Origin of the sequence: Pusillimonas noertemannii (assembly GCF_003096595.1) — a bacterium.
In the GTDB taxonomy this organism is placed as follows: domain Bacteria; phylum Pseudomonadota; class Gammaproteobacteria; order Burkholderiales; family Burkholderiaceae_B; genus Pusillimonas; species Pusillimonas noertemannii.
This window is the reverse complement of the sequence record NZ_QEKO01000006.1, coordinates 38556-59697: the sequence shown is the minus strand read 5'-3', so window position 1 is coordinate 59697 and position 21142 is coordinate 38556. Positions and strand designations below refer to the sequence as shown.

Genomic DNA, 21142 nt, shown 5'->3' with positions numbered 1-21142 from the left:
CTTGAGCAGGCCCTGGCGCGACATCTCCCAGGGCATCTCCTCCGGATGCACCACCTTCTTGCGCTTGGACTGCAGCCCAGGCAACTGCGCCGCGTCCTCAAGCAAATCCTGATAAAGACCCTGGTTCAGCTCTCCGGCCAACCAGGCCTTGGATTCTCCCCATGCCATATGCTTAGCTCCTTGTTTCGTTGATCGGTCCGCGCGGCTCAATCCGCGTGGTTGTAGTTGTCTTCGAGATGGCGCGGCTCGAAGCCCTCGCCCCCCGGCGCCGCCTTGTCCGACCGCGGCTCTACCTGGTACTGGAACAGCATGTTCATGAACAGGTACATGGGCTTGGTCTTGATGACCAGGGCGCGGGCCGGTTTCTCGGGGTCGGCGTTGAAATGCTGGTGTACGCAGTTGTTGTGCACGATGGCCACGTCGCCCGCCTTCCAGTCGTAGCGGACGCCGTCGTGGATCTCGTAGCCCACGCCGTCGAGAATGTAGAAGGCCGCCTCGTTCACGTGGCCGTGCTTCTGCGACTTGCCGCCCGGGCCGTACTCTTCCAGATGCAGGTGAAAAGTCTGTGTGATGCCGTCCTTGGGCTCGATGTAGTGGCGGCTGTACGCTTGCGGGCCGTCGACGAAACGCAGTTCCTTGCCCTTGCGCACGCGGGGCATGGAGCGCAGGCGGGTCAGCTCGTCCTTCAGGTTGTAGGGGCCGGCGATGGCTCGCACGAACACGCGGTTCTTGTTGCTGTGGTATAGATCTTTGCGCACGGGCTCTTCGCCGGAGGTTTCCCGGTCGGTCACCGCGCTGGTCGACGTTTCTGTCTTCATTGCTTCACTCCGTTCCTTTTTCAGCTTCCGTACTGCTCTATCTGATAGCGCCGCGGCCTGAGCGTGCGGCAGATTTCACGCACCAGGCCCGACTGGGGCAACGAGATGCCGCAGTCGTCGGCCATCTCGGCCACGATGTTCATGTCGTCCTGGGCCCAGGCCATGGACTGCTTGCCCCAGTTGCCCAGGGCGCCATTGACAGCGCTGCTCCTCATCAGGGCCTCGCGCAGGGCGTCGGTGTCGACGCCGTAGCGGTTGGCCAGGGCCATGCCTTCGTGGTTGGCCACCAGGCAGGCCCACAATATGAGGTTGTTGACGGCCTTGGACACCTGGGCCGTACCCACGCCCCCGCTATGCACGACGTCGGACGAATAGGACGACAGCACCGGGCGCAGGCGCTCGACGACCTCGGCCTCGCCGCCCACGAAGGACAGCAGGGTGCCCTCGTCGGCGGCGCGTCCTCCGCGGCATACCGTGGAATCCACCACGTGGATGCCGCGGGGCGCCGCCTGGGCGGCCAGTTCGCGCACCGTGCGGGGATGCACGGTGCTCAGCACCGCCACGATGGTGCCCGGCCGCGCATTGCTCAGAATGCCGTCGGGGCCGTCCAGCAGGGCGCGCACTTCGGCGTCGTAGCCCACGCACAGCAGGATGAAGTCGGACTCCGCCGCCAGGGCGGACGTTTCGACGCACTGGGCGCCCAATTGCGTCACCCGCTCGACCGCGGCCGGGTTGCGCTCGCTGACCAGCGTGCAATAACCCGCGCGCAGCAGATGCCCGACAATGGGCATGCCCATGCGCCCGGCGCCGATGAGTCCTACCTTGGCCATGCGTGTTCCCCTTCGGCTCGTGCGTGCAGATTGGCGGAAAGCATCTTCATACTCTGTGCGCCCCGCTCAGGCGGCCTTCTTCAGCTTGGGGTCGTCGACAATGCAGATGCACTTGGCGGGATCGAGGCTGAGATACACCTTGTCGCCAACGGGCGCCTTGATCGAAGGATGGGCGCGCGCCAGCACTTCGCGGTTGCCCACCTTGATCTGCAGGTCGAGGTATTCGCCCAGGAACACCTTGAAGGCCACCGTGCCCTCGAACACGTTGACGCCTTCGGGCCGCTGGTGCTCGTGTACCCGGATGTCTTCCGGACGCACCGAGATTACGGCGGCATCGCCTTTACTGAACGAGTCGTAGGCCGTGGTCTTCAGCTGGCCGATGCCGGTCGAGACGCGATAGCTGTTCTCGCCTTCGTCGGGCCCTTCGACCGTGGCCTCGATGAAGTTGGTCAGACCCACGAAATCGGCCACGAACTTGTTGCGAGGCCGCTCGTAGATGTCGCGCGGCGTGCCGATTTGCGCAATGCGGCCCGTGGACATGACCGCGATCTCGTGGGAAAGCGCCAGTGCCTCACTTTGATCGTGGGTCACGTAGATGGTGGTAAGGCCCAGTTCACGCTGCATGCGCTTGAGCTCGAAGCGCATGCGTTCGCGCAGCTTGGCGTCGAGGTTGGAAAGAGGCTCGTCCAGCAGCAGCAGCTTGGGTTCCATGACCAATGCGCGCGCCAGCGCCAGCCTTTGCTGCTGGCCGCCCGACATCTTGGTGGCCTCGCGGTCGGCGAACTGGTCCAGGCCGACGGCCGTGAGCACGCGCATGACCTTGTCGTGGATTTCTTTCTTGCTGAAACGCTTGGTGCCCACCTCGAGCGGGAACGCGGCGTTCTGGAACACGTTCATGTGCGGCCAGATGGCGTAAGACTGGAACACCATGCCAAAGTTGCGGCGGTTGGGCGCGACGAACACATTGTTTGCCGATGAATAAACCGTAGTGCCATTGACCGATATCACGCCCGACTTCGGACGCTCCAGCCCGGCAATGGAGCGCAGGGTGGTCGTCTTGCCGCAGCCGCTGGGGCCCAGCAGGGTGAACAGCTTGCCCTCGGGCACCTCGAAGCAGATGTCCTGGGCGGCCTTGACGGTCTCGCCCTTGTCATTGGGATACTCGGTGTACAGGTTTTGCACGCTCAACATGATTTGTCTCCAACTGGAATTCGTTTCTCGGTTTTCATCAGGATTCTTTGACGCCGAAGCGCTTGCCCAGCAGCTGAGCAATCATCACCAGCACGAACAGCGCGATGATGAACATGACGCCCAGGGCGGAAAGCTCGACGTACTGGCCGTTTTCCCACAGCTCCCAGATCATGATCGAAATGACCTCGGTGCCCGGGCTGTACAGCAGGATGGACGTGGACAGCTCGCGTATGGACACGATGACGATGTAGATCCAGCCCGCCATCAGGCCCGGCTTGAGCAGCGGCAGGATGATGCGCCAGAAGGTGGTGCCCCACGACGCGCCGCTCATGGCCGCCGATTCTTCGAGCTCTTTATGGATCTGCAGCATCGACGTGGTGTTGTAGCGCAGGCCGTAAGGCAGGAATCGCGTGACGTAGGCGATGAACATGATCCACATCGTGCCGTAGATGCCGATGTCGAAGTTCAGGTAGAACACCATGATGGCCAGGCCCAGCACGAGGCCCGGGAAGACCATGGGCAGGGACGCCATGTTGTCCAGCAGCCAGCGGCCGGGCATCTTGGTCTTGACGACGATCCAGCAGATCACCGAGGTGGCCAGCATGATGATTGTTGCGCTGCCCAGGGCCAGCACGAGGCTGTTCCATACCGAATCCCATAGGGTCGGGTAGTCGAGCATGAAGTGGTAGGCGTCGAAGGTAAGGTTCTTCACGGCTTCCATCGAGGGCACGCTATAGAACTTCTGCAGCGAAGACCACACCAGCACCAGGAAGGGCAGCACGACGATCAGGAAGAAGTACACGATGAAGATGGCCGCCGTGAGATAGCGCCATTTGCCCAGGTCCATGGCGCGGGGACGATAGCCCTTGCCCGTGACGGTGGAGTACTTGTTGCCCCTGCTTGAAAGGCGCGACTGCAGGTAGACGCCGACCGTGGTGATGAGCAGCAGCGTTACGGCATAGGACGAAGCCAGGCCCACCTTGCTGGGATACTGGTGTATCGCCTGGTAGATAGAGGACGTGAAGACCTGTATGCCCACCGGCAGGCCCAGCAGCGCCGGCACCTCGAAGGACTCGATGGCCCGCACGAACAGGATGAGTATGGTGGCGAAGATGGCCGGCCAAGTGAGCTTGAGCGTAATGCGCCATGCGATCTGGCGCACGCTGGCGCCGCTCATCAGGGCCGATTCTTCCAGCGAAGGATCCATGGAACGGAACGCCGCCGTCATGATCAGGAAGGCCATGGGCGAGTAATGCAGGCCCTCGACCCAGATCATGCCCCACATCGAATACACATTGATGAAGACGTAATCGGTGCCGAACCAGTTCTGCAGCAAGAGGTTGAAGATGCCGATTTTGGGACTGCCCAGCAGGATCCAGGCCACGGTGAACAGAATGCCCGGGATGATCAGCGGAATGATGGACAGTGCGAAGAACAGCGACTTGAACGGCGTGTTGGTGCGTTCGTTCATCCATGCCAGGCCGGTTCCGACCACGAAGGCCAGCGCCGCGGTGCCGGTTGCGAACCAGATCGAGTTGCCCAGCAGGCGCAGTGTTTCGACGCTGGTATAGGCATCGGTGTAGTTGGCAAGCGTGAACTGGGCCGGCGCCGATGCGGTTTCGGGCGTGTAGAAGCTTTGCCACAACAGGAAAAACAGCGGCATGAGCGCCAGATAGGCGACCCCAATTACACAGACCCCGATGATGATCCATTTCAAGTCAAGGCGCCGCCATAGCGGAGGCTTGGCTTCCGGTCGCACGTTTGCTTTGGCGACTACTTCCATTGCTACGTCTCCTTGCTGAACAGCTCGGATGCCCTGTATCCGGCTTCAGTTTCTGATTGAATTAATGTTTGTTCTGCTATACGGATCGTCGGTCTGTATAGTAGACCCTGGGTAATTTACCAATGCTTTAAAGCGGTGTCAATAAAAATTGACCCATATTCATGCCGTAAGAAGAAACTGAAAAACCTCTTAAAACCCGCATGAAATGGGGCTTGGCCTCAATTATTCAGTACAGTGAATATAGACCGGGCAACAATGGCCCGAAGGGGAAAAGCACGGCTCAGCCCCGTTTTCCATAGTGGTAATCCCAAACCTTGCGCAACAGATTGGGCTTCCAGAGGTTGCGCGAAATAGCCTGCACCTGTTCCGTATCGAGAACCGTTACCGACCCCAACCGGGACGCCATGTACTGCCTCTGGGCCGTTTCCTCAAGGTAAACCCCTAGAACAAAAGCCTCAACAATGTCGCTGCCTGCCGCCACCGCGCCATGCGACTTGAGCATCGCCACCCTGCCATCGCCCAGGCATTCGGCCAGTTCCTGGCCCAAGGCGCGTGTATTGATGGACGCCGTCTTGGGAAAAACGGGGATCTGTCCCAGCACCGCGGCCTGCATGATGACCGGCAGCACCGGCTGGTCCGCCATGCTGAACAGGGTAGACCAATACGGGTGCGTATGCACCACGGCGTTTACATCCGGCCTGCGGCGGTAGATTTGCGCGTGGATGTGGAATTCCATGGGTGGCACCGCATCCCCTTCGACGAGCTTGCCGTCCATGTCGATGGCCACGATATCGTCCACCGTCATGGCGCTTCGCACCGACTTGCCGGAATTGATCAGCATTCGGTCACCCGGCAGCCTGGCACTGAAATGCCCGTTGAAGTCGATGATGCCGGCCCGTTCCATCATCGAGATGGCGTCGACCAGCATCTGCCTGAGTTTGCCGTGATCTGTCTCCACGCGGCCTCCTTGCGGCGATATGCCGCCAATGCTTGTTCTATGTGACGCCCGGGCCGGCCACCGCCTGCCCGGGCGGCCTCGCCTCAATTGCGGGCGTCGCCCTTCTTGGCGTCATGTCCATGGCCGCTGTCGTGGCCATGGTCGTGGCTGTGCTCATGCTCGTGGCTGTGGGCCTGCCCGCTTCCCTGCTGCTCGCCGTGCGCGTGGCCGTGATCATGGTCATGGCCGTGGCTGTGATCGTGGTGGTGATGCGCATGAGGGCGGCTGCCGTGCTCGTGCGCGTGCGGACGGTACTTGAGGTCGGTGCGCACATTGCCGGCCGGGGTGCGCGGGTCCTGGCTGAACACCAGCGACTTCACGGTGACGGGCACGGTTTGTGAAGGCATGCGGATGCGGCCCAGGTCGATATAGTCGAAGTCCCACAGAATGACCCCGTCTATGACCAGCACCTCGCTCTTGAGCTCCAGCTCTTCGCGCAGCAATGCGCCCAGGGTGTGGGCCAGGTCGCCGTCCAGAATCAGGTAAAGCGGTTTTTCCTGGGCCAGCGTCGACTTCATTCCCTGGATGATGCCGTCGGCAAAGGCGCGGATGCGCACGTACGACGGCGCGCCGCTCCATCGAAACGCCAGGGCCACGTCATTCTCGCCCTCGACCAGGTCGAACTGGGTGAAATGCTCGCGGATGGCCAGCGCCAGATCTTCCGGAACGATGTCGCCGGAACAGTCGTAAGAGGGCAACAGCACCTGCACATTGCGGCGCGGCAGCAGGCGGCCCGGACTGGAGATGTAGGTGGTATTGCCGCTAAGCTGCACCGAATACTCTGAAGCTCCCAGCGCCGTGGCCCGGATGCACTCGCCCTCGGGCAGCCGCGGCCAGGGCAGGCGGCCCTGGTCCAGGCGATTGCGCAGCGCCGTGCCCAGCAGCTTGCCCATGTCGCCGAAATCGCGCTCTTCGTGCTGATAGACATATTCGGAAACGCCGCCCGAGAACATCACGCCCTCGATCGGACCGAAATCCGGCAAGGGGTCGGTCAGGTACAGCAGGTCGATGGCGGGCGGCAGCGGACGCTCGCTCACCGCCGACACCAGGGCGTCGGCCATCCAGTCCGCCAGCCGGCTCATGTCGTCGCGGCTGACGGTATCGCCCAGCTTCCACGAAAACCCCGCCTCGCTGGCCAGGTGGCGCCCGGCCGGGTCGAGCCGGACGATGCGGCCCTGTTCGTCCACCACCTGCAGGCGGCCGCCGATGTGGATGGCGGCGGTGCCCTGCACCTTGCCGTTCTCGACCACGGCCAGCTTGGTCGTGCCGCCTCCGATATCCACGTTCAATATCCGCTTCCCCAGATCGTGGGAAGCGCGCGCCGCCCCCGAGCCGTAGGCCGCCAGCATCGATTCCATGTGGTGCCCCGCCGTGGCGCAGACGAACTCTCCCCCCCGGTCGGCGACCACGTCGGAAATGGCCTTGGCGTTCTCGCGCCTCAGGGCCTCGCCCGTCAGGATGACCGCGCCGGTGTCGATATCGTCCGGATGCAGCCGGGCTGCCTGGTAGGCATCGTCGATTATTCCTCCCAGCGCCGCTTCGTCGATGCGAGTTTCGCTCTGGTAGGGTGTAAGCGCCACGGGCGACTGGTACAGCGTCTCGCGGCCCACCACGAAATAACGGCTGGAAAGGTCTTCGCCCAGGCGGCGCAGGTTGATACGCGAAAACACCACCTGGGTTCCCGAAGAGCCGATGTCGATGCCGACGCTGACCAGGGTGACGTGGTCCTGCTGCCAGATGGGGTTGTCTTCGAGCGGGCCCAACGATTCGAAGTCGTCATGGTCGTGGTCCGACTCTTCGCCGGGCAGGTGCACGTGGTCGTAGTAGTAGTCGCCCAGGCGATGGTCGTCCAGGCTGTGCCCCCCTTTGGCGGGCGGGTTCTTGTCGTCGGGTTTCTTGTCTTCAATCATTTCTCTCTTCCTTTACTTCTGGGTGCAGCTTGAGGTGTTCGTTTATGCCTAATGCTTGTTGATGCGTAGTGTTTGTTGATGTGTGATGTTCGTTGGTTCAGGAGCGTTTGATTTATTGAGTTCTTAAGACGGGCGGAGCGTGGTGTGTAGTTTGCAGTCCGCATCGTGCGGCCCTTCGGGCTTCCCGAATTTCTCTGGATTGGTCGGGCGGCGGCAGAACTCAACCTCGCCGCTACGCGTCTCGGGATTCAGACAGGCTGTCGCCGAAAGCCCCCGACCAATCCAAAGAAATTCGGCGCACGCTGGACGGACTGCAAACTACACACCACGCTCCGCCCTCGCTGCAATTGCTCGCTCATGTTGCTGCACCCCTTACAAGCCAATCGCCGTGTTCCTTACAATCCATTCTGATTAACGTCCATATAGAAAAAGCGGAAAAAACGCTGCAAAGCTGCAAAGCTGCAAAGCTGCAAAGCCATATAGCTGAAAAGCCGTATAGCTGAAAAGACGCTATTCCTCGATGCGGGCGGCCGCCGTCCGTGTGCGGTCAACTCTCAGGGCATGGGGCGGGGGGTCTTTTGCAGTCCGTCCAGCGTGCGCCGAATTTCTCTTGCTCGGCCGGGGGCTTTCGGCGACAGCCTGTCCGAATCCCGAAGCGCGAAGCGCTGAGGTTGAGTTCTGCCGCCGCCCGGCCGAGCAAGAGAAATTCGGGAAGCCCGAAGGGCCGCATGATGCGGACTACAAAAGACCCCCCGCCCCGTGCCCGGCTTAAGAACCCAACTAACCACCTCTCAATCCAAGCCAACAGTTTCGGATTCAACGCAGCTGCCCTGCGTTTAAATCCAACCCTGACGGTTTCGGATTGAGCCTCACTGCGTTCGCTCAAAACCAAACCTAGCGGTTTCGGCTTGCTCCTCGCTACACTCGGATCAAATCCGGAACTCCTCCAGAGTTTCCGGAGCGAAGAGATCTTTCGGATCCAGCCGGCGCTTCGAAAGACCCTGCTCGTGCGAATAACGCAGGAAAGTGGCAAGCGTCTGCTCATTCCGCGCAAAACCGTAAGGCCAGAAATCATCCCCCATCTCGCGGCGCGTCTGCTCCACGTGGGCGGTCGTCCAGGGCAGCATCGTCTTCAGCGCCGCCGTTTCATACAGATCGTCGTACGCCATGCGCTGCGCCTGGCAGAAAGCCTTGTACAGCGACTGCGCCACCCAGCGCTCGCGCTCGTAGATCTCGCGCCGTATCACCACCGTATGCATGATGGGGAAGATGCCCGTGCGCTTGAAGTACTCTTGCTCCACCGGCACATAGTCTTCGAACAATCGCCTGACCTTGCCGCCCGAATTCAGATAAGAAGAAGGCATGCGGGCCGTGTACAGGGCGTCGATCTCGCCGCTGGCCAGCATGGCCGACAGCGTCTTGTCGGGGCCGATGGGCTCTACCTTTATGTCGGGCGGAAGGTCCAGCTTCAGCTTCTCGGGCCGGTTGGGCTGCTCTTCACCGCCCGTGCAATACGTGACGCCGTTCACCGGCACGCCGTATTCGTCCGACAGTATCCCGCGTATCCATGCAGGGGCCGTCATCTGGTATTCGGGGTTGCCCACCCGCTTGCCGATCAGGTCCTTGGGCTCTTTGATGCCGCTGTCGGCATTGACATAGATGCACGAATGACGAAAGAAGCGTGATGGAAATACCGGTATGGCAACGAAGGGGCTGTCGCGAAACAGCGATACCGTGTAAGAGGACAGCGACATCTCGGCCACGTCGAATTCCCTGTGCCTGAGCATGCGGAAGAACGTTTCTTCCACCGGCATGTTCAGGTAGTTGAGCTCGATGCCGTCGGGCTGCACGCTGCCGTCCATCAGGGCGCGGGTGCGATCGTAGTTCCAACATGCAAATGTCATTCTCAGCTTGGACACTTTGTCTCCTTTCCTTCTGCCCGGCCAGCGCCGGGGCTCCATTGTTGAAAGATCCGGGCGGTCATCCGCCTTTGTTCCGCTATACTGAATTGCGTTCTGTAATTTTATGTTGCTTCAAAAATAGCCGCCAAGCCAGGCTTGGCGGCTGGCAGCCGCTAGGGCCGCGGTGTCAGGCCCGGCGGCGCGCGTTGCGCAAGGGCTGGTAGCCCAGGCGCAGGGAAATGGCCTCGCCGGCCGACACGACGTCGGATACGTAAGAGGCCAGTATGCGCTTGGTCAGGCGCTGCGACGGCCCCACCACGCTGACCGCTGCCACCACATTGCCGCCATGGTCGCGAATGGGCACGCCGATGCTGCGCAGGCCGACCTCGCCTTCTTCGTCGTCGAGGGCATAGCCCGAGCTGCGGATATCGGCCAGCTCTTGGCGGAAGGCGGCCGGATCGGTGATGGTGTTGTCGGTTTCGGCCTCCCAGCCCTGGGCGATGATCTCGTCCACGACCTCGATCGGCTGGAAGGCCAGCAAGGCCTTGCCGGCAGCGGTGTAGCAGGCATGCCGGCGCACGCCGACATCGACTGTCATGCGTACCGAATATTTGCTCTCGAGGCTGTTGATCACCAGCATGCTGCTGTGCTCGAGCACGCTGAGCAATACGGTTTCACCGGTTTTTTCGCGCAGTTCCATCAGATAAGGCTTGGCTTCGTTGGAGAAGTCCATTTTGCGGCGCACCAGCGAGCCCAGTTCGAATATGGTCAGGCCCAGCCTGTACTTGCCGTTCTCGGCGTTCTGCTCGAGCATGCCCGCGTCGACCAGCGTGCTGGCCAGGCGGTGGACCGTGCTTTTGGGCAGAGTCAGGCGCTTGCCCAGGTCGCTGATGCCGATTTCATACTCGTCATCAGAAAAGACCTTGATGATGCGTATAGCGTTGGCCACGGACGACAGGCGCGTCTTGGGCTTGGCCGGTTTCTTGGCGGCTTTCAATACTTTGGCACCCTGTTCCATAAACACCATCCTTTTCTGTTATACAGAACAGCAGTGTAGCGTAAAGTCAGGCCCGCCGCAGCCGTATCAAAGGCCCCGCAAGCCGCCCGACCTGGCGGGCAATAAGCTAGCGGGCAATGAATAACTCGCGCCATAGTTCATACCATTTATCGTGCTCGTCCAGCACCGTGGCAGGATCGACCATGATGTAGGGAAAATCCTTGAGGTTGGTCTTGACGCTTTGGCTGGCGGGAATGCGCCCGACCGAATGAAAGAACTCCTGTCCCTCGTGCGACAGCACGAAGTCGGCAAACAGCAGGGCGGCATGAGGATTGGGCGCGTTAAGCGCCACGCCTATGCCTTGCGGCCTGCCCACCACGGGCTGCACGGGCTTCCAGGCCACCGGCCCGCCGCGCCGCATGATGGACTCGACCTCGGAGTTGTAGACGGTAAGCGCCACCGGCACCTCGCCCGCTCCCACCATTTCGGCCAGCAGCACGTGGCCCTTGCGCACGTCCGGCTTCATGGCCGCCAGCTTGCGAAAAAAGGCCTCGCCCTCTTCGCGGCCCCGCTCTTTGATGATGGTGGCCATCCATTCGACGTCGGTCGCCTCGAGGCCCAGCTTGCCCTGCCACTTGGGGTCGAGGAAGCCTTCGTACTGGTCAGGCAGTTCGCCGGCCTTGACCAGCTTGGTGTTGTACGCCACGACAAAGAAATTGAGGCGGTCGGTTACCCATAGGCCGTGCGCGGGCCGTGCGTTGTCAGGCAGGTCGGCGATATGCGGGCTTTCGAAGTGGGCCAGCAGTTTTTCACGCGCCAGCATTTCCATTTCGGGACCATTGGTTTCCACCACGTCGACGGCGTATCGGCCACCGCGCGCTTCGGTAACCGCGCGCTGCACCACCTTGTCGCTGGTGGAGCGCCACAGGTTGACCTTGATGCCGTATTTGTCTTCGAAGGCCTGAGCCAGGGGACGCGACTCGGACGTGGCCAAGGAGGTATACAGGTTCAGCTCGCCTTCCTTGCGGGCCGCTTCGACCAGCTTCTGCTCGCGGTCTGGGCCCTGATACTGGTAGATGGCCTCGTTGGCAGAGGCATCTTGATGCGCCTGCGCGCCGGGGACGTAAAGGCCTATTGCCGATGCCAGCGCCAGCGTCCATACCGCCCACCTGTTGTTCATGCTTTCCTCCGCTCAGCGTTGTTGTCTCGTTCGTTCTGGACCTGCCTGCAGCTGCGGCACGCCTGTTGTGTTGATCATTGTACGGACATATTCAAGCAGGATCAATTAAAATGAAACGACGTTCTGTATAATGGAAAATATTCGCCGCCAGGCATCCACGCAAGGCACTCCAATTCATGGGCGCTTCCAGTCACTCTCCTTTTGGGGCCTTTTCAGGCACCGGCAGAATGGGATCCTTCCGGCGCGATGCCTCCCATCTCGCGTCGATGGAACGCGTCAAGGCCATCACCCGCGAACGCTTCGAGCTTGACGAAGACATGCCGCTGATGGTCACCGAAGTGGCTTGCGCATCCCCCGGCTGCCCGCCCCTGGAAACAGTGGTGGTGTTCTGGACCACCCCGGACACGCGCCATCAGTTCAAGGTGTTCAAGCCCCTGGACCAGGTGGACGAGGACGACGTGCCGTTCCGCTGGATGAAGCCCGCCCTCGTCGTTCCCGAAGGATACGGCTGCGACTGCTGTTGAAAAGCGCCGGGGCGATGCAAAACGTTCCGTTATAACGAACGGCGTTTCAAATTTATTGCCTTGGCCTGATTTTCATCCTAGAATTCCGTCAGGCATCACGGAGACAAATGCATCATGGCAGATATTGAATTGACAACCGCCATACAAACATTGGGGCACACCCAGGCGCTCAAGGACGGCACCGTCCAGCCGCGCGGGTTCGCGTTCCGGTTTGAAGAAGTCAGCCCCATCATCAAGGCCTTTCGCCGCATGGTGCGCGGGCTGGAGTTCGACGTCAGCGAAATGGCGCTTACCACCTATATCTGCGCAAAATCGCACGGCAAGCGCTTTACGGCCCTGCCCATCTTCGTGGTGCGCGCCTTTCATCATGGCGCCATACTGGTCAACGCCAAGTCGGGCATTACCGACCCGCGCCAGCTCGAAGGCGGCAAGGTGGGCGTAAACCGCGGGTATACCGTCACCACGGGCGTATGGGCGCGCGGCATCATGCAGGACGAATTCGGCGTGGACCTGGGCCGCGTCACCTGGGTGCTTTCGGGCGACGAGCATGTGGAAGAGTTCCGTCCCGGTTCCAATGTGGTTTCCATGCCCCAGGGCCAGACGCTCGAAGCCATGCTGCTGGCGGGCGAACTGGACGCCGCCATCGGCGTGGCGTCCGATCACCCCGATTTGCGATCGCTCATTCCTGACGCCACCGAGCGCGGCTTCAAGCTGCTGGCCGAGCAGGGACACTACCCCATCAACCACACCATCGTGGTCAAGGACGAGTTGCTCCAGGCCCAACCCGGGCTGGCACAGAACATCTACGACGCCTTCGACCAGGCCAAGCAGCTTTACCTGGCGCGCCTGTCCAAAGGTGAAATCACTTCGCCCACCAAGGCCGACCAAACCTACGCGCGCGTGATGCAGACCCTCGAGGACCCGCTGCCTTATGGGCTTGAGCCCAACCGGGCCATGGTCGAGACGGTCATCCGATACGCGCGCGAACAGCAGATCATCGACCGCACCTTCACCGCGGACGAACTCTTCGTCCCCGTGCAGGCCTAGGTTCCAAGGCCCAAGGCATGGGCCGGTCCGGCCGGAAGGCCGGCCGCAGCCGAGGGCTTCGGACTCCATCACCACTACGAACAAGGCAGAACCATCCATGGAGACAAAGGATTCCACCGTCACCATCCCGGCCCTTCAACAAATGAAGCACGACGGCAAGAAGATCGTCGGGGTCGTGGCCTGGGACTATCAGATCGCCCAGATCGTCGATCGCGCCGGCGTCGACATCGTGTCGGTCGGCGACACCGTGGGCATCAATCTGTGGGGCCATCCCAACCCGCTCGAAATCACCATGGAAGAAGTGCTGGTCGTATGCAAGGCCGTCCGGCGCGGCGTCAAGCGCGCCCTGGTCAGTTGCGACTTCCCCTACGGTCCGCTGCAAGAAGGCACGGCCGAGGCGGTACGCGCAGCCATCCGCCTGGTCAAGGAGGGCGGGGTCGACATCGTCAAGCTGGATGGCGCCAACGACTTTCCCGAGGCGGTAACCGCCATTGCGCGCGCGGGCATCCCCGTCTTTGCGCAGTTCGGCATCACGCCGCAAACCGCGCTGCAGTATGGCCTGCAATACAGCAACGCCGCCAAGCCCGGGGCGCAGATTCCGCCCGAGCTCACCGCCCGCTTCGTCGAAGAAGCGCAGCGGCTCGAGGCGGCCGGCGCCTCACTGCTTGACTTCACCAACTCGGGGCCGGTGGCGGGCGAGGCGGTCGCCAAGGCCGTGTCCATTCCCGTCATCGGCGGCTTTGGCGGGGGGCCATGGCTGGACGGACGCATGCGCATGGTCAACGCGGCCATCGGCTATGCCGCCAGCGCCATCGATTCGCCCACCGAGAACTATGCCAACGTGGCCCGCATCGTGCTCGACGCGATCACCGAGTATTCATCCGACGTGCGGGCGGCGCGCCAGATCAAGGGCGCCGCTCCCGCACCCAAGCCGGCTGCCTGAAGCCGCCGGCCCGCAACATCATAAGGATATTGTTCAATGGCAAGCACTATCATCGACGGAATCGAGACCCGATATGAAGTCGTCGGTCAGTCGGGGCCGCCGCTGCTCATGTTTTCGCCGGGCGGTTTCAATGCCACCCTGGACCAATGGTCGTCGCTGGGCATCTACGCCAAGGTCAAGCCGCTGGACCATCTCAGCAAGCATTACCGCTGCATTATCTTTGACCGCCGTGAAACCGGCCGCTCGGGCGGAAGAGTCGAGAGGGTGGGCTGGTCGCACTACGTGGCCCAGGGCGCGGGGCTGCTGGACCATCTGGGCTTCGACCAGGCCTTTCTTATGGGCGGCTGCATGGGCTGCTGCCCGGTGGCGGCCTTTGCCGTGGCCCACCCCCAGCGCACGCTGGGCATGATCCTGTACTGGCCGGTGGGCGGTGCCAAGTACCGCATCAGCGGCCATGAACGCTTTGCCCGCCACCTGGCCTATGTGCACGAGCGCGGGCTGCAAGGTGTGGTCGACCTGGTCAAGGCCGACCCCAAGCCTTTCGGCGCCGAGCCGCGCGGCGGCCCCTGGGCGTCTGTCATCGCCAACGACCCGGCCTTCGCCGAACGCTATGCAGGCCAAAACGTCGACGCCTACAAGCTGGTCGTGAGTTCGATGGCGCGCACGCTGATCGACCGCGACACGGTGCCGGGAGCCGAGCCCGAAGAGCTGCTGCGGCTTGATATCCCTGCCTTGGTGGTGCCCGGGCGCGACGCCTCGCACGCGACCTCGGCCGCCTGGTACCTGGAAGAATGTCTGCCACAGGCCGAAATATGGAATGTTCCGGTCGAAGCACAGACCTCGGAAGACACCGGTGCGCGCCTGCTGAGCTTTCTGCAAACGGCCGGCCAGAGCCGCCAAATGGAAGCTGCATCATGATCATCGACATTCACTGCCACTACACGACCGAACCCAAGGCGCTGCAGGTTTTTCGCGACAAGCAGCTTGCCGCGCTGGCCGACCCCGCGCGGCGGCCCTCGAGCACCGACCTGGGCATCACCGACGACCAGCTGCGGGAAAGCGTGGCGCCGCAACTGAAGCTGCAGGCCGAGCGCGGCAGCGACCTTACCGTGTTTTCGCCGCGCGCCGCCGGCATGGCCCACCACATAGGCACCGAGGCCACCAGCGCCGAATGGACCACCTTGTCGAATGACCTGATCCATCGCGTCTGCACCCTGTTGCCCGACAACTTCGCGCCGGTGGGGCAACTGCCGCAGTATCCGGGCGTGTCGCCGCGCAACTGCCTGCCCGAACTGGAGCGCATCGTGAACCAGCTCGGCTTTGTCGGCGTCAACCTCAACCCCGATCCTTCGGGCGGCTACTGGACCGACCCGCCCCTGATCGACCGATACTGGTACCCGATCTACGAAAAGCTGTGCGAACTTGACGTGCCCGCCATGATCCACGTGTCGTCATGCTGCAACCCCAACTTCCACCACACGGGGGCGCACTATATCAATGCCGACACGGCGGCCTTCATGCAATTGATCCAGGGCGACCTGTTCAAGGATTTTCCCACGCTCAAGTTCGTCATTCCGCACGGCGGCGGCGCCGTTCCCTATCACTGGGGCCGGTATCGCGGCCTGTGCCTGGCGCTCAAGGACGTTCCCCTGCACGACCACCTGATGGACAATGTGTACTTCGACACCTGCGTCTACCACTTGCCCGGCATCGAGCTGCTGACCAAGGTGGTGCCGGTGGACAACATTCTGTTTGCCTCGGAAATGCTGGGCGCGGTCAAGGGCATAGACCCGGAAACGGGCCACCCCTTCGACGACACCAAGCGCTATCTCGACCAGATCGAAAGCCTGGACGAAGAAAGCCGCTACAAGATCTTCGAAGGCAATGCCCGCCGGGTCTACCCGCGCCTGGACGCCCGCCTGAAAGAGCGCGGGCACCCGGGCCGCGAGGCCGCCAACAAGCCATAAGGCCCACCACACAGGACTCTTCATGCAAAGCATTCCGCGCCTCAACGGCATCATCCGCGCACTCGAATCGGGCCAGCACGCCTTCTCGCTGTTCGCGCCCTGCGAAATCGAGACCGCCGTCGAACTGCAGGCATCGCGCTACGACAGCGTGGTCTTCGAAGGCGAGCATCGCGGCTGGGACATCGCCGCCCTGCGCAACAGCCTGCAGTTCCTGCTCAACCGCGGCCAGATAGCACGTTCGGGCTCGGTGGCGCCCGCCGTCACCCCACTGGCCCGCGTGCCGGCCAACGGCATCGAGAAAAATCAGTTCCTGGCCAAGCAGGCCCTGGACCTGGGCTGCTACGGCATCGTGTGGCCCCACATCAGCACAGTCGAAGAAGCCTACAACGCCGTGGCCGCCTGTCGCTATCCGCGCCTGAAGGACAAGCCGCTGTACGAACCCGCCGGCATACGCGGCGACGGCCCCATGCAGGCCACCCGCTACTGGGGCATCAGCCAGCAGGAATACTACGAACGCGCCGACGTCTGGCCGCTGGCCAAGCAGGGCGAGATCTTCGTCGTCATCCAGATCGAGGACACAGCGGGCATACAGAACCTGCCCGACATGCTGAAGAACGTACCCGGCATCGGCGCCGTGCTGATCGGCGAGGGCGACCTCAGCCAGGAACTCGGCTACCCCCGCCAGACCGAGCACAAGGAAGTGCTCGACGCCATGGCCCAGGTGGTGTCGATCTGCCGCCAGCACGACGTGGTGGTGGGCCATCCGCACGTCACGCCCGCCAACGCCCAGCGCGTCATCGACGAGGGGTACCGCTTTCTGATGTGCGCCGCTCCGCGCAGCTTTGCCAACCTGGACCAGGCGCGCACGCTCGCCGGCCGCGGCTAGCCGGCCGCTCCGCCAACGCCCGACACCGAAAGAACTCTGGAAGACCATGAACCTATCCGTAGCCCAAACATCGCCTAACGAAGAAACACTTGAAGGAAGCAAAGTGGAAACAGTCAAAGCAGCAGTCAAGGTCGGTCCCAATCAGATCGAGCTCCAGGAGTTTCCCATGCCCGACATTCCTGTCGACGGCGCCCTGATGAAGGTCGAGGTCGCAGGCATCTGCGGCACCGACGTCAAGATGTTCAAGGAACCGCTCAAAACCGGCGGCCCGGTCATCATGGGGCACGAGAACATCGGCCACATCGTGAAGGCGGGGCCCGAGTTCGTGGCCCGCAAGGGCTTCAAGGAAGGCGACCTGGTGTTCGTCGAGCACTACGTCTCTTGCGGCAAGTGCGAGTGGTGCCACAAGGGCGAGTACCGCCACTGCGAGCTGACCGACTGGCGCAGCAACCCCGACGGCATCCGCTACGGCTATTCCACCTCCGACAAACCGCCCCATCTGTGGGGGGGCTTCGCCCAATATATGTACCTGCCCTGGAACGCCGTGATACACAAGGTGCCCGAGGGCGTCACCCCCGAGCTGGCGGGCCTGGTCACCCCCATGGCCAACGGCATCGAGTGGGCGCTGTTCGACTGCCAGGTGGGCTATAACTCCACCGTGCTGATACAGGGGCCGGGCCAGCAGGGGCTGTCGCAGACCATCGCATGCAAGCAAGCCGGCGCATCGCTCATCATCGTCACCGGAACCACCAAGGACAAGGCCCGCCTCGAGGTTGCCAAGAAGCTGGGCGCCGACTACGTCATCGACGTGCAGGCCGAAGACCCGCTGGCCCGCATCATGGAGATCACCGGCGGCAAGGGCGTGGACGTGGCACTGGACTGCACGGCCGGCGCCGGCACCATGGCCATACTGCTGGGCGTCGAAGCCCTCAAGCGCAAGGGCGGCACGCTGCTGATACAGGGCGAGATGGCCGACTTTCCCAACTTTCCCATCGGCAAGGTCACCACCAAGTACATCACCATCAAGAGCGCGCGTGGCCACAGCTACCGCGCCTGCGAACTGGCCCTGCAGCAGCTGGCGTCGAAGCGCTTCCCGCTCGAGCTGCTGACCACGCACCGCTTCGGCCTGAAGGACACCGAGTACGCCATCAAGTCGGTGGGCGGCGAAGGCGCCAAGGACGTGGTGCACGTTTCACTCATGCCCTGGATGTAGGCCGGGCCATGCAGGAAGCTTCCCGCCACCCCTACCCGGCGCCCGCGGCGCCGGACGATCGCCTGCCGGTCACCATACTGACCGGCTACCTGGGCGCGGGCAAGACCACCCTGCTGAACCGCATTCTTTCAGAAGACCACGGCCGCCGCTATGCCGTCATCGTCAACGAATTCGGCGAGATCGGCATCGACAACGAACTGGTCGTGGACACCGACGAAGAATTGTTCGAAATGAACAACGGCTGCGTATGCTGCACCGTGCGCGGCGACCTCATACGCACGCTGCACGGCCTGCTTGCCAGGCCCGGGCGCTTCGAGGCCATTATCATCGAAACCACGGGCCTGGCCGACCCCGGCCCCGTGGCCCAGACCTTTCTGGTCGACCAGAGCCTGCTGGCCCGCACGCGCCTGGATTCCGTCACCACCGTGGTGGACGCGCACAATATACGCCGCCAGCTCGAGCACAGCGCGGACGCCGCCGAACAGATCGCCTTTGCCGACCAGATCGTGCTCAACAAGACCGAGCTCGTCGGCGCGGAAGAACTGCCCCGCATCGAATCCCTGCTGCGCGGCCTGAACCCGCTGGCGCCCATCCATCGCAGCCGGCGCGCCGACGTGGCCCTGGACAGCATCCTGAACCGCGGCGGCTTCGACATCGACCGCATCGGCACGCTGATGCAAGAGGCCCCGGCGCCGCATGCGCACGATCATGCGCATGAGGGCGGGCACAGTGCCCACGCCCATCATGGACATGAATGCGAAGAAGATCACGATGGTTGCGGACACGATCACGCTACAGCCTGCGACCACGAATGCGGCCATGATCACGATCATCATGGCCATGAGCACGAGCACGCCCATGAAGCCAGCCACATCCATCAAAGCGGCATTTCCAGCATCTCGCTGACCTCGCACCGGCCCATGGACGAGGCGCGGATCAGCCATTGGCTGGGCCGGCTGGTAACCGAGCAGGGCGCCGACATCCTGCGCGCCAAGGGCATCATCGACGTGGCGGGCGACGATCGGCGCCTGGTGTTCCAGTCGGTGCACATGCTGCTGGAAGGCGACTGGCAGCGCCCCTGGCGGCCCGGCGAACAGCGCTGCAGCCGCCTGGTCTTCATCGGCCGCAAGCTCGAAGAAAAAGGGCTGCCTCAGGCCTTCGAGGCCTGCGCCGCCGAATCGCCCTAGCGCCGCTCCAAGGCGCCCGCCCCCACGTTGCAACAGCGAGGACTCCATGTCGTTCACCACCCTGTACAGCCAAGCCCGCCAATACCATCACCTGCCGCCCCATTCGCTGGTCCAGCCGCTAAGCAATGCCCGCGCCAACAGCGACACGCGCAACCGCATCAACGCGCCCAATTCGCGCCCGCGCCACATCAAGCTGGTCGGCCTGCACAGTGGCGGGGCTCGCCTGGTTTCCGCCCTGCCCATCGAGCGCTGGAGAAACGTCCAGGCCCTGAGCCTGGCGGAAGCCGACAGCCCCCTGGCCCAGGCGCCGTCGGCGCTGGATGACGCCGAGATGATCTTCATCGTCGCCTGCAGCGGCGACGACCTGTCATGTGCGCCCCGCATCCGCGAGGCCGCCCAGCGGCGCGGCATCATCACCACCGGCATCCTGGTGGCGGGCGCCATCGTCACCGACGAGCAGCACGCGGAACTGCGCGCCCTGCGCGCCGCCTCCGACATGCTGGTCATCGCCTCGGACGAAAGCTATGTGCCCGACATGCTGACCGAGCTGGGCGCTTGAAAAAGATAGAGTCCCGCACCATGGAACCCCGCGGCCGGCCTACGGCCTTTCGCGGCGCCGGCGCACCGCTCAGGCGGAACCGTCGACAGACTCGAGCAGTGCCCGCGTAATGCCGGGCTCGTCCGAGGCATGGCCCGCGCCCTCGACCACGCGCAGCATCGACCCCGGCCATGCCTTGTGCAAGGCCCAGGCCGTCGCCAGGGGCGTCACAAGGTCGTAGCGGCCCTGGATGATGGAACCTCGCATGCCGCCAAGCCGAGCCGCGCCGGCAAGCAAGGCCCCCTCTGGAAGAAACCCGCCATGCGCCAGGTAGTGCGCGCCAATGCGCGCCGCGACCCAGATTCCCAGGCCGCCGGAATGAAGAGATGCATCCCCGGCGTCCACATCATTCCCATCATGAGCATGTTCCACGCCTTCGGCGCTGTCGGCCTCACTGCCTGCAGTGACGATATCGATGCGCGTCAGGCCCTCTGGAACGGCGGCCCGGCTCGCCCCGACCATCAAAGCTTCTTCCCATGCGCACCAGCCCCTGGCCAAGGCAAGCGCCGCCGCTGTCCTTGGGCCGGCCAGGAGAGCGGCATAGCGTGCAACGACGTCGCTTCTTTGCGGCTCGGGTATGGGCCGCAGAAACTCGCGCCATGCCTGCGGATGCATGTGCGCCGCGCCGCCCTGGTATAGCCAGCGCAGCTCGCCGGAGCGGGCCAGGAACACGCCTCTCAGCACCAGCTTGCTGACGCGCGCCGGATGCGCCTGCGCATAGGCTAGCGCCAGCGTCGCCCCCCAGGAGCCTCCGAACAGCAGCCAGCGCTCCACACCCAGGCGGATGCGCAGGCGCTCCATGTCGTTGATGAGATGTGCCGTGGTGTTGGCGCGCAGTTCGCCGCTGGGTGTAGAGCGGCCGCAGCCCCGTTGGTCGAACGCGATAATGCGATACCGGCGGGGGTCGAAGAAACGCCGGTCGCGCGGCCAGATCGCGCCGCCCGGCCCTCCGTGCACCAGCAAAACGGCTTCGCCTTGCGGATTGCCGCTGGCCTCCCAATAGACCCGGTGCCCGTCTTGCTCTTCAAGCCATCCTCCATCGAATGGCTCGATCGAGGGATGCAGCTGAGCAAAGCCTGCCCGATTGGGGCCGTATAGAACAGTGCTGCTTGACGCCTGATGTCTGGTGTCTGTGCTCATTCTTGCGCAACCTGGGCGGTTCGTGATGTC

At 62.9% G+C, this 21142-nt stretch carries 18 protein-coding genes and 1 pseudogene; 9 read left to right on the top strand and 10 right to left on the bottom strand.

The window, feature by feature from the left end; translation table 11 throughout:
• Positions 1-206: 206 nt before the first annotated feature.
• From C7440_RS16620 to C7440_RS16580, 9 genes and pseudogenes are all read right to left on the bottom strand, one after another.
• Positions 207-818, bottom strand: coding sequence for a cupin domain-containing protein (locus C7440_RS16620; RefSeq protein ID WP_218940715.1), 612 nt, complete (start codon positions 816-818; stop codon positions 207-209).
• A 20-nt stretch (positions 819-838) separates the two neighbouring features.
• A pseudogene (locus tag C7440_RS20250) lies at positions 839-1669 on the bottom strand (NAD(P)-dependent oxidoreductase); the annotation flags it as partial.
• A gap of 45 nt (positions 1670-1714) precedes the next feature.
• Positions 1715-2839, bottom strand: coding sequence for an ABC transporter ATP-binding protein (locus C7440_RS16610; protein WP_017525388.1), 1125 nt, complete (start codon positions 2837-2839; stop codon positions 1715-1717).
• A gap of 37 nt (positions 2840-2876) precedes the next feature.
• Positions 2877-4622, bottom strand: coding sequence for an ABC transporter permease (locus C7440_RS16605; protein WP_017525389.1), 1746 nt, complete (start codon positions 4620-4622; stop codon positions 2877-2879).
• Positions 4623-4902: 280 nt separating this feature from the next.
• Positions 4903-5580 carry a class II aldolase/adducin family protein gene (locus tag C7440_RS16600; RefSeq protein WP_017525390.1) on the bottom strand — a complete coding sequence of 226 codons (678 nt, stop codon included), beginning with the start codon at positions 5578-5580 and terminating at the stop codon, positions 4903-4905.
• 83 nt (positions 5581-5663) lie between these two features.
• The gene (locus tag C7440_RS16595) at positions 5664-7529 is read right to left on the bottom strand and encodes an ethanolamine ammonia-lyase reactivating factor EutA (RefSeq protein WP_116519293.1); all 1866 of its coding nucleotides are present in this window, start codon (positions 7527-7529) and stop codon (positions 5664-5666) included.
• Between the two features lie 929 nt (positions 7530-8458).
• Positions 8459-9448: a substrate-binding domain-containing protein gene (locus C7440_RS16590; protein WP_026068179.1), complete on the bottom strand. Its 990-nt coding sequence runs from the start codon at positions 9446-9448 to the stop codon at positions 8459-8461.
• A gap of 169 nt (positions 9449-9617) precedes the next feature.
• Complete coding sequence (locus tag C7440_RS16585) at positions 9618-10448, bottom strand: IclR family transcriptional regulator (RefSeq protein ID WP_017525635.1); 831 nt, start codon at positions 10446-10448, stop codon at positions 9618-9620.
• Between the two features lie 106 nt (positions 10449-10554).
• A complete protein-coding gene (locus C7440_RS16580) occupies positions 10555-11607 on the bottom strand; it encodes an ABC transporter substrate-binding protein (RefSeq protein ID WP_116519292.1) in 1053 nt (350 codons plus the stop codon).
• 227 nt (positions 11608-11834) lie between these two features.
• Here C7440_RS16580 and C7440_RS16575 point away from each other — a divergent pair, with 227 nt between their 5' ends.
• From C7440_RS16575 to C7440_RS16535, 9 genes are all read left to right on the top strand, one after another.
• On the top strand, positions 11835-12131 hold the full coding sequence (locus C7440_RS16575; protein WP_116519291.1) for a hypothetical protein: 297 nt from the start codon (positions 11835-11837) through the stop codon (positions 12129-12131).
• 114 nt (positions 12132-12245) lie between these two features.
• A complete protein-coding gene (locus C7440_RS16570) occupies positions 12246-13178 on the top strand; it encodes a substrate-binding domain-containing protein (RefSeq protein ID WP_116519290.1) in 933 nt (310 codons plus the stop codon).
• Between the two features lie 97 nt (positions 13179-13275).
• Positions 13276-14121, top strand: a complete 846-nt coding sequence (locus C7440_RS16565; protein ID WP_116519289.1) for a 3-methyl-2-oxobutanoate hydroxymethyltransferase — start codon at positions 13276-13278, stop codon at positions 14119-14121.
• Between the two features lie 36 nt (positions 14122-14157).
• A complete protein-coding gene (locus C7440_RS16560; RefSeq protein ID WP_116519288.1) occupies positions 14158-15039 on the top strand; it encodes an alpha/beta hydrolase in 882 nt (293 codons plus the stop codon).
• Positions 15036-16088 carry an amidohydrolase family protein gene (locus tag C7440_RS16555; protein WP_116519287.1) on the top strand — a complete coding sequence of 351 codons (1053 nt, stop codon included), beginning with the start codon at positions 15036-15038 and terminating at the stop codon, positions 16086-16088. The genes C7440_RS16560 and C7440_RS16555 overlap by 4 nt, the downstream gene beginning before the upstream one ends.
• Positions 16089-16110: 22 nt before the next feature.
• Positions 16111-16974, top strand: a complete 864-nt coding sequence (locus C7440_RS16550; protein WP_116519286.1) for an HpcH/HpaI aldolase family protein — start codon at positions 16111-16113, stop codon at positions 16972-16974.
• A 103-nt stretch (positions 16975-17077) separates the two neighbouring features.
• Positions 17078-18187, top strand: a complete 1110-nt coding sequence (locus tag C7440_RS16545) for a zinc-dependent alcohol dehydrogenase (RefSeq protein ID WP_116519285.1) — start codon at positions 17078-17080, stop codon at positions 18185-18187.
• 8 nt (positions 18188-18195) lie between these two features.
• Positions 18196-19374 (top strand): CobW family GTP-binding protein, encoded by a 1179-nt coding sequence (locus tag C7440_RS16540; RefSeq protein ID WP_116519284.1) that lies wholly within the window; start codon positions 18196-18198, stop codon positions 19372-19374.
• A gap of 46 nt (positions 19375-19420) precedes the next feature.
• Complete coding sequence (locus tag C7440_RS16535; protein WP_017525645.1) at positions 19421-19933, top strand: FtsZ/tubulin family protein; 513 nt, start codon at positions 19421-19423, stop codon at positions 19931-19933.
• A 69-nt stretch (positions 19934-20002) separates the two neighbouring features.
• On the opposite strand, the gene C7440_RS16530 is transcribed toward C7440_RS16535, so the two are convergent.
• Positions 20003-21112 (bottom strand): alpha/beta fold hydrolase, encoded by a 1110-nt coding sequence (locus tag C7440_RS16530; RefSeq protein WP_116519283.1) that lies wholly within the window; start codon positions 21110-21112, stop codon positions 20003-20005.
• Positions 21113-21142: the final 30 nt, after the last annotated feature.

Coding starts and splice junctions, on each gene's coding strand:
- C7440_RS16535 (WP_017525645.1), top strand. CDS start 19,421: ATGTCGTTCACCACCCTGTACAGCCAAGCCCGCCAATACCATCACCTG.
- C7440_RS16540 (WP_116519284.1), top strand. CDS start 18,196: ATGCAGGAAGCTTCCCGCCACCCCTACCCGGCGCCCGCGGCGCCGGAC.
- C7440_RS16530 (WP_116519283.1), bottom strand. CDS start 21,112: ATGAGCACAGACACCAGACATCAGGCGTCAAGCAGCACTGTTCTATAC.
- C7440_RS16605 (WP_017525389.1), bottom strand. CDS start 4,622: ATGGAAGTAGTCGCCAAAGCAAACGTGCGACCGGAAGCCAAGCCTCCG.
- C7440_RS16560 (WP_116519288.1), top strand. CDS start 14,158: ATGGCAAGCACTATCATCGACGGAATCGAGACCCGATATGAAGTCGTC.
- C7440_RS16620 (WP_218940715.1), bottom strand. CDS start 818: ATGAAGACAGAAACGTCGACCAGCGCGGTGACCGACCGGGAAACCTCC.
- C7440_RS16555 (WP_116519287.1), top strand. CDS start 15,036: ATGATCATCGACATTCACTGCCACTACACGACCGAACCCAAGGCGCTG.
- C7440_RS16570 (WP_116519290.1), top strand. CDS start 12,246: ATGGCAGATATTGAATTGACAACCGCCATACAAACATTGGGGCACACC.
- C7440_RS16595 (WP_116519293.1), bottom strand. CDS start 7,529: ATGATTGAAGACAAGAAACCCGACGACAAGAACCCGCCCGCCAAAGGG.
- C7440_RS16580 (WP_116519292.1), bottom strand. CDS start 11,607: ATGAACAACAGGTGGGCGGTATGGACGCTGGCGCTGGCATCGGCAATA.
- C7440_RS16610 (WP_017525388.1), bottom strand. CDS start 2,839: ATGTTGAGCGTGCAAAACCTGTACACCGAGTATCCCAATGACAAGGGC.
- C7440_RS16565 (WP_116519289.1), top strand. CDS start 13,276: ATGGAGACAAAGGATTCCACCGTCACCATCCCGGCCCTTCAACAAATG.
- C7440_RS16575 (WP_116519291.1), top strand. CDS start 11,835: ATGGGATCCTTCCGGCGCGATGCCTCCCATCTCGCGTCGATGGAACGC.
- C7440_RS16550 (WP_116519286.1), top strand. CDS start 16,111: ATGCAAAGCATTCCGCGCCTCAACGGCATCATCCGCGCACTCGAATCG.
- C7440_RS16585 (WP_017525635.1), bottom strand. CDS start 10,448: ATGGAACAGGGTGCCAAAGTATTGAAAGCCGCCAAGAAACCGGCCAAG.